This is a genomic window from Paenibacillus glycanilyticus NBRC 16618, assembly GCF_004000805.1.
Classification (GTDB): Bacteria; Bacillota; Bacilli; order Paenibacillales; family Paenibacillaceae; genus Pristimantibacillus; species Pristimantibacillus glycanilyticus.
In genome coordinates, this window is sequence record NZ_BILY01000005.1 from 1 (window position 1) to 13386 (window position 13386).

At 52.8% G+C, this 13386-nt stretch carries 10 protein-coding genes and 2 riboswitches; of the genes, 9 read left to right on the plus strand and 1 reads right to left on the minus strand.

Annotated elements, in window-relative coordinates; all coding sequences use genetic code 11:
* Positions 1-79 precede the first annotated feature (79 nt).
* Entirely contained in the window at positions 80-1087 is a 1008-nt protein-coding gene (locus PGL01S_RS04710; RefSeq protein ID WP_127491947.1) for a phosphate/phosphite/phosphonate ABC transporter substrate-binding protein, read from the minus strand.
* Between the two features lie 172 nt (positions 1088-1259).
* Here PGL01S_RS04710 and PGL01S_RS04715 point away from each other — a divergent pair, with 172 nt between their 5' ends.
* The 9 genes from PGL01S_RS04715 to PGL01S_RS04755 all read left to right on the plus strand — a co-directional run bounded on the left by PGL01S_RS04715 (position 1260) and on the right by PGL01S_RS04755 (position 13350).
* Positions 1260-2837: a bifunctional metallophosphatase/5'-nucleotidase gene (locus PGL01S_RS04715; RefSeq protein WP_127491949.1), complete on the plus strand. Its 1578-nt coding sequence runs from the start codon at positions 1260-1262 to the stop codon at positions 2835-2837.
* Between the two features lie 208 nt (positions 2838-3045).
* A riboswitch (guanidine-I (ykkC/yxkD leader) is annotated at positions 3046-3151 on the plus strand.
* Between the two features lie 116 nt (positions 3152-3267).
* Positions 3268-4620, plus strand: coding sequence for an APC family permease (locus PGL01S_RS04720; protein ID WP_127491951.1), 1353 nt, complete (start codon positions 3268-3270; stop codon positions 4618-4620).
* 98 nt (positions 4621-4718) lie between these two features.
* Positions 4719-4840: riboswitch (guanidine-I (ykkC/yxkD leader) on the plus strand.
* A gap of 40 nt (positions 4841-4880) precedes the next feature.
* On the plus strand, positions 4881-5600 hold the full coding sequence (locus PGL01S_RS04725; protein ID WP_127491953.1) for an urea amidolyase associated protein UAAP1: 720 nt from the start codon (positions 4881-4883) through the stop codon (positions 5598-5600).
* A gap of 39 nt (positions 5601-5639) precedes the next feature.
* Entirely contained in the window at positions 5640-6290 is a 651-nt protein-coding gene (locus PGL01S_RS04730) for an urea amidolyase associated protein UAAP2 (protein ID WP_127491955.1), read from the plus strand.
* 28 nt (positions 6291-6318) lie between these two features.
* The gene (uca, locus tag PGL01S_RS04735) at positions 6319-9966 is read left to right on the plus strand and encodes an urea carboxylase (RefSeq protein WP_127491957.1); all 3648 of its coding nucleotides are present in this window, start codon (positions 6319-6321) and stop codon (positions 9964-9966) included.
* Positions 9963-11735, plus strand: coding sequence for an allophanate hydrolase (gene atzF, locus PGL01S_RS04740; RefSeq protein WP_174806527.1), 1773 nt, complete (start codon positions 9963-9965; stop codon positions 11733-11735). Before uca ends, atzF begins: the two co-directional genes overlap by 4 nt.
* A 94-nt stretch (positions 11736-11829) precedes the next feature.
* Positions 11830-12342: an AAA family ATPase gene (locus PGL01S_RS04745; protein WP_127491959.1), complete on the plus strand. Its 513-nt coding sequence runs from the start codon at positions 11830-11832 to the stop codon at positions 12340-12342.
* 26 nt (positions 12343-12368) lie between these two features.
* The gene (locus PGL01S_RS04750) at positions 12369-12884 is read left to right on the plus strand and encodes a DinB family protein (RefSeq protein WP_127491962.1); all 516 of its coding nucleotides are present in this window, start codon (positions 12369-12371) and stop codon (positions 12882-12884) included.
* Between the two features lie 7 nt (positions 12885-12891).
* Positions 12892-13350, plus strand: coding sequence for a putative immunity protein (locus PGL01S_RS04755; RefSeq protein WP_127491964.1), 459 nt, complete (start codon positions 12892-12894; stop codon positions 13348-13350).
* Positions 13351-13386 lie beyond the last annotated feature (36 nt).

Here is a 13386-nt window from a genome sequence, read left to right on the forward strand (position 1 = left end):
AAGCCAGCACAAGCCGCAGGCGGCGTTGTACTGGCTTGTCCGATGCCTTAGTTGGCGTCAGTTGACGAAGACCGGAAGACTACTCGGTTTTTACTTTTTCGTTGTATTGGCGTACGATGTCAAATACGCTGTCATCCGATTTTACATAACCTTGGTGCGAGTATACGTCGAAAATAATTTGGTGACCTTCCGGGTCAGTACCGATGTCGATGAAAGCTTGTTGGATTTTTGCGACCCAATCCGCATTCATATCCGAGCGGACGCTGATGGTATCGTTAGGAATTGGCTCCGTAAAAGTAAGGACGCGGGTATCTTCGAATACTTTCGGATAATCCTTCGACACGAGCGTGCGCGCATCCTGGAAAATCGCAGCCGCATCCACATCGCCGTTCAGAACGGCAAGAACGCCTTGGTCATGGCCTTTTACCGTAATGGGTTGAACGTCCTTCAGCGGGTCAAGGCCCGCGTCCATCAGCGCGGCAGCCGGCCATACATAACCTGCGGAGGAAGTCACGTTCTGGTAAGCGATCTTTTTGCCTTTCAGATCCGCAACCGTTTTGATTGGCGAATCCTTCTTCACGATAATCATGGATTTGTAGTTGTCTACCAGCTCCGTAGTAGGAGCGCCGGTAGCGTCGTCTACGCCAAACCGCTGCGCTTGCAGCATAACTTCAGCCGCGCCTTTTTCTTTCGCCAGCACGTAAGCGGTAGGAGGCAGGAAGCCTACGTCTACTTTTTTCGAAGCCATAGCCTCGATGATCGTGTTGTAGTCGGTCGATACGCTTACTTTTACCGGGATGCCAAGCTTATCGCCGAGCAGCTTTTCAAGCGGCTTTGCTTTCGCTTCAAGCGTATCCGCGTTTTGCGAAGGAACGAATTGGACAGTCAATTCCGTTGGCACGTAACCTTCCGGAGCTTTGCTTGCTTCCGGCGACTGAGTAGCGGACGGCTCGGTTGATGCTTCGTTCGATGGGCTTGCAGCGTTCGCGGCGTTGTTGCTTGCATTCGTGTTGCTGTTGTTACCGCAGGCGCTAACCAATAATGCGAGCAATAACAGTGGTAAGACGATCAGGTGCAGTTTCTTCACTTCCAAAACCCTCCAAAAATTTCTATATTTTAAATACTCGTCCACTATAGGTAATCTCTATTAACGGAAGGTCATTGGGGATATAAGTATTTGTAAATACGCATAAAGACATATCTTGCCGAATAGGGCTCTGTTACAATAGCGCTTATTGAAAGGAGAGGAAGACCTGACAGTGGAAAGAGAGAAATTGAGATGCGTCATTCTGGTTACCAGCGATATTCACGGCTATATTCAACCGGTGGATTACCGGACAAGGGAAGAGATTCCTTCGGGACTTGCCAAGCTCGCTGCGCTTATTAAGGAAGAGAGGACGAAGTGTCCGAATCTGCTGCTTATCGATAACGGAGATATGCTGCAGGGCTCGCCATTCGCCGCTTACGCGGCAGCGCATGCTTCCGGCATTCATCCGTGCATTGAAGTGATGAACCGTCTTCGATACGATGCGGCCGTACCTGGGAATCATGAGTTTAATTATGGATTCGAGACGCTGAAGCATGCTGCTCTTGCCTCGTGTTTCCCATGGTTATCATCCAATATTTTATCGAAGGAGTCGGGAGAACCGGTTCTCGGACGGCCATATATAGTGAAGCGGGTAGAGGACAAGCTGAAGGTGGTCATCCTTGGGGCTACGACGCATTATATTCCTCATTGGGAGAAAGCAAGTCATATTATCGGACTGCAATTCCGGGATAGTCTTGAAGCTGTCAAAGCATGGGTCACCTACATACGGGAGCATGAGCAGCCGGATCTTCTTATTGTCAGCTATCATGGAGGCTTCGAACGCGATTTGGCTAATGGCCAAGCTACCGAGCGGTTAACCGGCGAGAACCAGGCTTACGCGATGTGCACGGAGGTCCCGGGCATTGATGTATTGATTACCGGGCATCAGCACCGATTGATCGCGGAGGAGCTGAACGGAGTGCTCGTCGTACAGACGGGAAGCAATGGACAAGCCCTTGGACATCTTGCAATTGAGTTTGAGCATAGCGAAGACGGCTGGCGAATTGTTTCAAAAACGGCCCGGCTGTTGAAGCCGGAAGCGGATACTGCGGCGGATAGGGAGGTAGAGGCCCTAACCGGGGCGATGGAAAGAAAGACGCAGGAATGGCTGGACCAGCCCATTGGAACGACGGAAGGGGACTTGTCCGTACGCGATCCATTCGAATGCCGCAGGGCACCGCATCCCTTTGTGCAGTTTATTCATCAGGTACAGCTTGAGTCGACAGACGCGGAAATATCAGCTGCGGCTTTGCTTAGCGAAGAGTCCAAGGGCTTTGGAGCTGTCATTACGGTCAGGGATGTGCTGTCGGCTTTCGTATATCCAAACACGTTAACGGTTCTTCGTTTAACCGGAGAGGATATCCGCATGGCGCTAGAGCAATGTGCCGCTTATTTCGAGCTGGGCGCGGACGGGAAACCAGGCATCAGCGATGCGTATCTTCAGCCTAAAGCCCAGCATTACAATTATGACATGTGGTCGGGGATTGAATATGACATTAATCTATCATTTCCTGTTGGCAAACGCATTACTAAGCTTACCCGGAATGGCGAGGAACTCCGCATGACGGCCGAATACTCGGTGGTTATGAACAGTTACCGCGCTGGGGGCGGAGGAAACTTCGATATGTTCCGAGGGAAGCCCGTTCTCTTTGAAGGGGCGGAAGATATGGCCGATTTAGCGGTTGGGTATGTTCGGTCGAAAGGCCGGCTGACGGCCTCGGAAGATAGGAATTGGCGATTAACATGGTAGGAAACAGAAAGAGGGCCGCTCTTCTATCGAAGAGTAGTCCTCTTTTTTCTATATTAAAACGAAGAGAAAACGCTTATATGTGAACAAATCGAACATCATCGCAAATAAATTTGAAAAAGGGGCTTGAAAAACCAAATTTACATGTTATATTAAATAACATCAAGTTGAAACGAAGAATGTAAGCTTACATTACGCGAGCAACTGAATAGCCATTGTTCTCTAGGGTTCCGCAGCGATCTATTCCGCTGGTCTGGTCCGAGAGAGGACGCACGGCCAACAGGCTGTGTCCACGGAGGGAGAAAAGCCCGGGAGGATATGAATAATATCTTCCCGCGGCTTTTTTTATTCTCCGGATTGAAACGCGTTCTGCCGCCTAAGGACGGCAAAGCCGTTTTACCTCGTTTGTCCAGAGAAAGGGAGGAGTATGGAGATGAAACAAGAAATTACGCTGCGCCAATCACTTACGCTTGTTCAGGTCGTCGCGCTTGGCTTGGCCTGGATGACGCCAATGATTTACTTCTCGGTATTCGGAATCGCTTATGACGCTTCGAAAGGGATGATTACGGAAGCCTACTCGCTGTCCATAGTAGCGATCTTCTTCACGGCGTACAGCTACAGCATTATGGCCAAGATCTTCCCGGGTTCCGGTTCCTCTTATACTTATGTGAAAAAATCGATGCATCCTATTCCCGGCTTTACGGTAGGATGGGCGATTCTGCTCGATTACTTGTTCTCCCCGATTATTGCCTGTCTGACCTTCGGCATTTACCTGAATGCACAGTTCCCTGCGGTTCCGGCCTATGTGTGGATCATACTGCTGAACATCATTTTGGCGGTCGTCAACATCGCGGGCATTAAATTCTCCGCCAGCTTAAGCAAGCTGTTTGTTCTCTTCCAGATCATATTTATCGCTTTGTTCTGCGGCTATTTGATGAAAGGCTTGAATGGCGTGCATGACGTTGTGCTCCCGTTCACCCACATGGATGCCGGATTGTCGACGCTGCTTGCCGGCGCTTCGCTGATCTGCTTCTCATTCCTTGGCTTCGATACCGTATCGACGCTGTCGGAGGAAACGATCGACGCGAAAAAGACGATTCCAAGAGCGATTATGCTCATCATTCTGATTGCGAGTATCCTCTACATTACGACATCCGTCCTGATTCAGATGAGATATCCTAACCTGACCTTTAACAATCTGGATGCAGCAGGCTTTGAATTGATGAAGCTTGCCGGCGGTGCAGCGTTAGGAGCTATTTTTACAACCGTTCTGATTTTTGCGATCTTCACGCAAGGGCTGACTTCCGTGACGAGCGTATCCCGGTTGATGTACGTACTCGGGCGCGACTCGATTCTGCCGAAAAAGTTTTTTGGCGCCCTGCATCCCAAATACCGCACGCCGGTTAACAATATCGTGCTCGTATCCGTCATTTCTCTGCTTGCTTTAGTTATCAGTCTGGATATGGCCGTTAAGTTCGTAAGCTTTGGCGCATTAACCTCGTTTGCCTTTGTTAACCTTTCTGTCATTGTGGAATGCTTCATCAAACGCAAGCAGCGTTCGCTCAAGCAAACGTTCCAATATTTGATTTTCCCTCTAATCGGAGCGTCGTTCATTATTTGGCTGATCACGCTGCTCGATTCTCAAGCGCTGCTTCTTGGCTGCATTTGGCTCGTTTTCGGCGTTACTTATTATCTGTTCCGCACAAGAAAGCTGCGCGCGGCGGAAATGAAGCCTTCAGCACCAATCTTTCCTTCATCCGCAGCGATCGAAACGGAATTCAAATAATTTTTATGTAATGTATATTGACACGGAAAATCAATCCACTTATACTTGGGCTATGTTAGCAATCATTACATCTGAATAAGTTCCGGAATTGCCGGAGCGAAAAAGCTGTCTAGGGTTCCGTTGACGGGTAAACGTCAAGTCTGGTCCGAGAGACGGCGTATGACGGAAGCTTATCGAAGCAGCCGATCATATGACACGGAAGGACAAAAGCCTGGGAGATCATTCTCCCGGGCTTTTTTTATTCAAAGGGGGACATAACGATGAGCAGCATTTGGAAAACATCGATTCGCGCCGGTGAGAAATGGTCTGGGACGGTAAGCAAAGGCAGACGGATTCGGTTTACGGCTGAGGAAGCAGGCGCGAACCTGTCGATTATGCTTTTTAACGCGAAGGATCTGACGGAGCGCTATAACATGCCGGATTCGCTCAAGGCACAATACACCGCGCATTTGACGAAAGGCCATACGCTTATGAGCGATAACGGAAGAGTGCTTGCGAGCATCGTGGAAGACAGCCTGGGCTGGCATGATACGATCAGCGGCTACACGACAAGAGCGCTTACCGACCGCAAGTACGGCAAGACGACCTACCAGGAGCTCCGGAATGAATGGCTTCGGTCCGGGCAAGAGAACTTCGCTGTAGAGCTGACGCGTAACGGGCTTGGCTTAAGGGATATGTCGCCTGTTGTGAATTTGTTTTCCAAGGTTTATGTGGATGACGAAGGGCAGATGCATTATGAGCTTGATCATTGCGAGGCCGGTGCATCCGTCGTACTCCGCACGGAAATGGATGTTCTGATTGTCGTATCGAATACTCCTAACCCGCTGGATCCAAGAACGGAATACCCGGCCGTACCGGTTGGCATTGAAGTGTCGGCAGCCGAACCGGTGACCGAGGATGATTATTGCTTGAACTTCAGATCGGAGAACCGCAGGGCGTTCGAGAATACATGGAGCTACTATCAATTGCTGGAACTATAATAGACGGAATATTTCGATTCATTTGAGGAGGATACACCAATGGGAAGCTTTAACCGGGTAGAAAGCACGCGCTTGCCTGAGGCGGCGATATATAACGAAGTAGTACTGGCAGGGGATGGCTGGATGCATGATCTGGAGCCTGGTCAAGTGCTCCGCATTGTGGATCTGGAAGGCAATCAAGCGGCGGATACGTTGTTCTTCGATGCGGATAATCCGGAGGATCATTACAGCGCGGTTGCTACGATTACGAATCAGCAGAACATTTACCTGACAACGGGTTCTGTCCTGCTTGCCGAATCGGGCAAAGAGCTGGTGAAGATTGTTGCCGATACATGCGGCCGGCATGACACGGTTGGGGGCTCCTGCTCCGCGCAGAGCAATACGGTCCGTTACGCTCATGAGAAGCTGCACATGCATAACTGCCGGGATACGTTTATGCTGCAGCTTGCACAGCGCGGCGAGCCGTACAATAAGCGCGATTTGGCGCCAAACGTCAACTTTTTCATGAATGTGCCGGTCACGCCGGAAGGCGGCTTGAAATTCGATGACGGCGTATCCTCGCCGGGAGCTTACGTGGAAATGCAATCCGTCGGACGGACTGCCGTGCTGATCAGCAATTGTCCACAGCTTAATAATCCGTGCAATGCCTATAATCCGACGCCGATTCGCGTCTTGATCTGGAACGACTAGCCATCTTGGGAGAAGGGGAGAGATTACGATGTTTACAAAAGTACTGATTGCCAACCGGGGAGCTATTGCGGTTCGAATTGAAAGAACCCTTCGCAAAATGGGTATTGCCTCCGTTGCTGTATATACGAAAGCCGACCAAGACAGCCTGCATGTGGATATGGCGGATGAAGCGGTGCTTCTGGGTGAAGGGCCTGCGAAGGAAAGCTACCTGAACGCGGATCTCATTCTGCAAATTGCAAAAGACACCGGAGCGCAAGCGATCCATCCCGGTTACGGCTTCCTGAGCGAAAACGCGGATTTTGCCCGCGCATGCCGCGAGAACGGCATTGCCTTTATCGGACCTACTCCCGAGCAGATGGAAGCCTTCGGCCTGAAGCATTCCGCGCGCGAGCTGGCCGAGCAAGCCCATGTTCCGCTCCTGCCGGGTACTCCTCTTCTGTCCGAGCTGGATGAAGCGGTTGCTCATGCAGCCGAGATCGGCTATCCCGTTATTCTGAAAAGCACGGCCGGCGGCGGCGGAATCGGCATGCGGGTGTGCGACGATGAAGAAGCGCTGCGCGCTGCCTTCGATAGCGTGCGTCACCTAGCGGAAGCAAACTTCAAGAACGGCGGCATGTTCCTCGAGAAATATATTGCGAAAGCGCGCCATGTGGAAGTGCAGATCTTCGGTAACGGCAACGGCGAAGTTGCAGCCCTCGGCGAACGGGATTGCTCGGTGCAGCGCCGCAACCAGAAGGTTGTCGAAGAAAGCCCGGCTCCGCAATTCCCGGAGGAGGTGCGGGCAGAAATTCTTGCCTGCGCGAAGCGCCTTGCGGCCGTGGCCGGTTACCGCAGCGCAGGAACGGTTGAGTTCCTGTACGATCCTTCGAGCTGCAAATTCTACTTCCTTGAAGTAAATACCCGCCTGCAGGTTGAGCATGGCGTTACCGAGGAAGTGCTTGGTATTGATCTCGTAGAGTGGATGGTGAAGGAAGCAGCGGGAGAGCTGAACGGCTTGGAAGCTCTTGTTCCGGTGTCCAAGGGTCATAGCATTCAGGCCCGTATCTACGCGGAGGATTGCCTGCAAGGATTCCGTCCAAGCGCGGGCCAGCTGGATCAGGCGTTATTTTCCGGCGAAGCGCGTACGGAAACTTGGGTTCGCGATGGCATTACAGTAACAACGCTGTACGATCCGATGCTCGCTAAAGTAATCGTGCATGGCGAGAACCGCGAGGATGCCATTGCCAAGCTGAAGCAGGCATTAAACGAAACGCGCTTCTATGGCATTACGACAAATCTGCAGTATGTTCAGGCGCTGCTTGACGAGAAGCAATTCGTTTCAGGCGATGTATATACCCAGCTGTTAAACGGTTTTGCCCCGGCGGAGTCCGCGCTTGAAGTGCTGGACGGCGGCGTTCAGACGACGGTTCAGGACTACCCGGGCAGGGTTGGCCACTGGGATGTAGGCGTTCCGCCATGCGGACCGATGGATCCGCTCGCTTTCCGGATTGGCAACAAGCTGCTTGGCAATGCCGATGAGGCGAGCGGTCTTGAACTGACGCTGCGCGGCGGTTCCTATAAATTCCGCGAGAGCATGCTGTTCTGCGTTACCGGCGCCGATATGAAGCCGGCCCTGGATGATGAGGTTATTCCGATGTACACGCCGGTAAGAGCGGAACGCGGACAAGTGCTTAGCTTCGGAGAGTCGGAGGAAGGTCTGCGCACGTACCTGCTGATCGAAGGCGGATTAGATATGCCGCTTATTCTGGGCAGTGCGGCAACCTTTACGCTTGGCGGCTTTGGCGGTCATGGCGGACGCGCGCTGCGAACCGGGGACGTTCTTGGCGTGAACCGTAAACAAGGAACGTCTGTGAACATAGTCAAGGAGCCGCTTCCTGCGAAGCTGCAGCCGGCTATTTCCCGCGAGTGGACGATCGGCGTTATTCCGGGGCCGCATTGCACAAGCGAGTTTTTGAAGCCGGAATATCTGGAGCAGCTTGCGAATACAAGCTTTGAGGTTCACTTCAACAGCTCGAGAACCGGGGTGCGCTTAATTGGTCCTGCTCCGCTGTGGGAGAGAGAAGACGGAGGGGAAGCGGGGCTTCACCCGTCCAACATACACGATAATGCCTATGCGGTCGGAACCCTTGACTTGACCGGCGACATGCCGATCCTGCTTGGCCCGGACGGTCCCAGCCTTGGCGGCTTCGTCTGCCCGGTAACGACGGCATCCGCCGAGTTCTGGAAGCTGGGTCAGCTCCATCCTGGCGACAAAGTACGATTCCAGCTCGTTACGCTGGAAGAAGCCGAAGAGCTTCGCAAGCAGCAGGAGGAACTGCTGGATGCGATTGAGAAGGGTCATGCCAACGAGCTTCAAGCTGGCGGATTGCCGGCGGTGCATGCGGCCTTCTCGCCGGAGTATCCGGTTCTGTACCGCGAGGAAGCAGGGCGCAAATTCCCGATTACCATCCGTTGCAGCGGCGACGAGAATCTGCTTGTCGAGTATGGTTCCCTGGAGCTGGATCTTCTGCTTCGTTTCCAGGTGCATGCCCTTGTAGAAGCTATCCGGGAGAGCGGCGTTATTCCGGTGCTAGATCTGACGCCGGGCGTCCGTTCGGTGCAGGTGCATATTGACGCCGCGCGGATGAGCGTCCGCGAAGCGGCCAAACAGCTGCTTGCTATTGACAGCAGCCTGCCGCCGCTCGAATCGATCCGCGTTCCGTCCCGTATTGTCCGTCTTCCGTTGTCTTGGGATGATCCGGCTACGCAGCTCGCGATTGACCGTTACCAGCAGAACGTTCGCCCGGATGCGCCTTGGTGCCCGAGCAACCTGGAGTTTATCCGCCGCGTGAACGGCCTTGACAGCATTGACGATGTTCAGCGCATTGTATTTGACGCCAGTTACTTGGTGCTTGGTCTTGGCGACGTCTATCTCGGCGCTCCGCTGGCTACGCCAATCGACCCGCGTCACCGGCTTGTTACAACGAAGTACAATCCGGCCCGCACCTGGACACCGGAGAATGCCGTTGGCATCGGCGGAGCTTATATGTGCGTATACGGCATGGAAGGGCCAGGCGGCTACCAGTTTGTTGGCCGTACAATCCAAATGTGGAATAAGCTGCGCTCGACGGAAAGCTTCAAACCCGGCAAGCCTTGGCTGCTCCGCTTCTTCGACCAGATTCAATTCTACCCGGTTACGGCCGAGGAGCTGCTGCAGCTGAGGGAGGATTTCCCGCGCGGCAGATTCGAAGCGGATATTACGGAAACAACGTTTGACCTTGGCGAATACCTGCAATTCCTGGATTCCATCGAGGAGAGCGCGGATAAGTTCCGAAGCCAGCAGCAATCAGCTTTTAATGAAGAAAGAGATCGCTGGAAGGAGCTTGGACTTGCCGAGTACGTGTCGGAGCAGGATTCGGCGAAGCCGGTTAGCGACGAAGAGCTGCCTTCTGACGTGGATGCGATGAAATGCTCCATGCCGGGCAGCGTATGGAAAGTGCTTGTAAACCCGGGCGATTCCATCAAGAAAGGCGATACCCTTATTATCGTAGAATCGATGAAAATGGAGTTCTCCCAAAATGCTCCGTTTGACGGCATCATTCATTCCGTTCACGTCAAGCCGGGTGACGGCGTTAATGCCGGCCAATTGATTGTTGGCATTTCGAAACTAGCGGAAAGAGAGCTGACCCGCATATGAGCGAATTCCAATCGGTAATGACCATTTCATGGCTGCGCGAGCAATATACGAACGGTACGCTTACGCCTTTGCAAGTCATTCAATCTATTATTGATCGTGCCGAAGCCGATCGAGAGAAGCATATTTGGATCACGCCGCCGTCGCTGGCATACATCCAGCGCTATCTGGACCGGTTGAATGAGCTGGACCGTGCGTTGCTGCCGCTGTGGGGGATCCCGTTTGCGGTAAAAGACAACATCGACGTTGCCGGCATGCCCACAACGGCCGGCTGCGAGGAATACTCGTATCTGCCTTCGGAGCATGCGGCAGTCGTGGAACGTCTTATCCATGCAGGCGCAATCCCTGTCGGCAAAACCAATCTCGACCAATTCGCAACCGGACTGGTCGGAACCAGAAGCCCTTACGGCGATACGCATAACGCGCTGCGTCCGGAGCTCATCAGCGGCGGCTCCAGCTCCGGCTCGGCCGTAGCCGTCGCTTTGGGGCAAGCGGTATTTTCCCTAGGCACGGATACGGCCGGCTCCGGCAGAGTGCCTGCTGCGCTGAACAATCTGGTTGGTTTAAAACCAAGCGTTGGCGCATGGCCGAGCAAAGGAGTTGTTCCGGCTTGCGAGAGTCTGGACTGCGTGACGGTATTTGCCCATACTCTCGAAGATGCGGAGCTGGTAGACCAGGTCGTCCGCGGTATTCAGCCGGATGATCCTTGGTCGAAGGAGATAACGGTTGGCGAACGCAAGCTTCCTGCGAAGCTGCTTCTTCCGGATGGTCCCCTGACCTTCTATGGTCCGTTTGCCGATTCCTACCGGGTGGCTTGGGAAAAATCCGTAAACAACCTGAAGGCTCTTAAGCTTCCCGTTGAATATGTAGATATTCAACTGTTCCAAACTGCGGCCGCCTTATTATATGAGGGTCCGTGGGTGGCCGAGCGCTGGTCGGCGCTGGGGAGCTTTATTGAAGCCCATCCGGGTGTTACGTTCCCGGTAACGGAAAAGGTACTCCGCGGCGCGACCAAGCCGGAATTTGACGCGGCATCCGTGTTCACCGCCTTTCACAAGCTGCAAGGCTACAAACTGGCGGCCAAAAAGCTGCTGCAAGACGCTGCGCTCGTCATGCCGACAGCAGGCGGTACGTGGACGCGCGAACAAGTGGCGGCTGACCCGATCAGCACGAATAGCGCGATGGGGCTGTATACAAACCACTGCAACCTGCTCGATTTGAGCGCGCTTGCCGTTCCTTCCGGCGCTGCGGCTACGGATTTGCCGTTTGGTATTACTCTGTTTGCCGCATCTGGTGAAGAAGGCAGGCTGTTCCAATTGGCCGAGGCGATTCGTGCGGCGCAAGAACCACAGCCAACTACGCTTGTGGCTGTCTGCGGCCTGCATATGAGAGGTCTGCCGCTAGAACGCCAGATGCTGGAGCATGGAGCCGTTTTTGTCCGCGAGGACCGGACGTCGCCATCCTATAAGCTGATGAAACTGCAGACGGTACCGCCCAAGCCGGGGCTTCTGAAGCTCCCGCAGGGCGGAGCATCCATTGAAGTAGAAGTATGGGAGATGCCGATTGCGACATTTGGTGCTTTTACGGCTGCTATACCGGCGCCGCTTGGGATTGGCAAAGTCGAGCTCTCGGACGGAAGCATTGTGCCAGGCTTTATATGCGAGGCTTACGGAACGGTTGATGCCGAGGACATTACCTCCTATGGAGGCTGGAGAAAAGCGCTTGCCGCCATAGCCGAAGCGAAGGCTGAAGCTGCGCTGCAGCTCGATTGACTCCAAGAATAGCCAACGATTATAATTTAAAAAGACAGACGCACTTCTCCTTAATGGAAAGTGCGTTTTCTTTTTCTAGGAGGGGAGAATCGTCATGAATCATGTTTATATTATTTCCGGTCCGGCTGGTGTAGGGAAGTCCACGACATCGAAGCAGCTTGTGCAGCGCTTCTCGAATTCTGCTTATATTTCCGGTGACTATATTAGCCATATGCATGTAAAAGGCAGGCAGAAGCCCTGGGAGAGCAAAGAAGAACTTGCGCTTATTTGGACAAACCTATTGGCTTTGACCCGTAACTTTCTTGCTCAAGGCATTGATGTCGTTATCGACTATGTGACTTTTCCGAATGAAGCGTTATGGTTGAAGGAACAGCTGAGAGAGACTTTTGCGAACGTATCCTATGTTGTTCTATGGACGGATCGGGAAACGCTGCTTGCCCGGGATCAATCACGGATTCCTGAACATCGGATGGGAGAACGCTGCCTTATTTTAATGAACGAATTCCTTGAATCGGGTGTGGAGAAACGGCATATTGTAAATAACAACAGCCGCTCTATTGAACAGGTCGTAGAGATGATTATCTCAGGCGAACGGTATATAATGTAGGTAGGGCATGCATAAAGAGGTGACCAATGAGAGGTCTGGAAGTTATTTATACTTATACGGAAAGGCTTGATCAGTATACAATAGAACAATTACGTTATCGGATCGAGCCCGGAACCTGGTCGATTGGCCAGGTCTACTCGCATATCGTTGATGTTGCTCTCGAATATCTGGACAATATCAGGCAATGCGAGGAGTCCGGCGTCGAGCAGCCGCTTGGCAAAACGGAAGCAGGCGAGAGATTGTTCGGAGAGGGCGCTTTTCCGCCGGTCAAGATCAAATTGCCGGTAGGCATGGAATACAGTCCAAACGATGCGAATAATAAAGAAGATCATCTTCATGATTTGAATCAGTTAATAGATAACATGAGAGCTTGGGATTTGCGGATTGCAGGCATTCATCCCCTATATAAGGTGAGGCATGGCGGATTCGGCTGGTTGAATGCCAGAGAGTGGCATGATCTGATTGAGATGCATACCCGTCATCATTTACGACAAATAAAGGAGATCGAAGAACGATGGAACAAAGTGACAGTCGACAGGTGAGCAAAATATGAAGGGGCTAATTAGTCCGGACAGACGTATAGCAGACCTAGTCAAACAAGTCGATCATCGCGTCCTGGCTTTATGGGCGGCGGATTGTGCCGATCGGGCCCGTCCATGCTTCGAGATCGTCCTCTCGGAGGATAGTCGGATGCAGGAGGCTATTCTTGCAGCCCGCGCCTGGTCGCGCGGCGAGCTTCCGATGTCCTCCGCGCGCAAAGCGGCTTCTGCCGCGCATACCGCAGCACGCGATGTCATTGCCGCGAGCAGCGCGGCATCACGCGCCGCCCGTGCCGCCGGACATGCGGCCGCAACTGCTCATGTTGCCAGTCACGCGGTGCATGCCGCTTCTTATGCGGCTACGGCTATCCGGGATCTGGCGGATAAAGCGCAGGCAAAGCTGATCGCCGATCAGGAGCGGGAATGGCAATATATGCGGCTTGTTGAATTGCTTGAGCAATTAAGATAAAGACTTCTATATATTAATTTACAATGTTTAGACAAA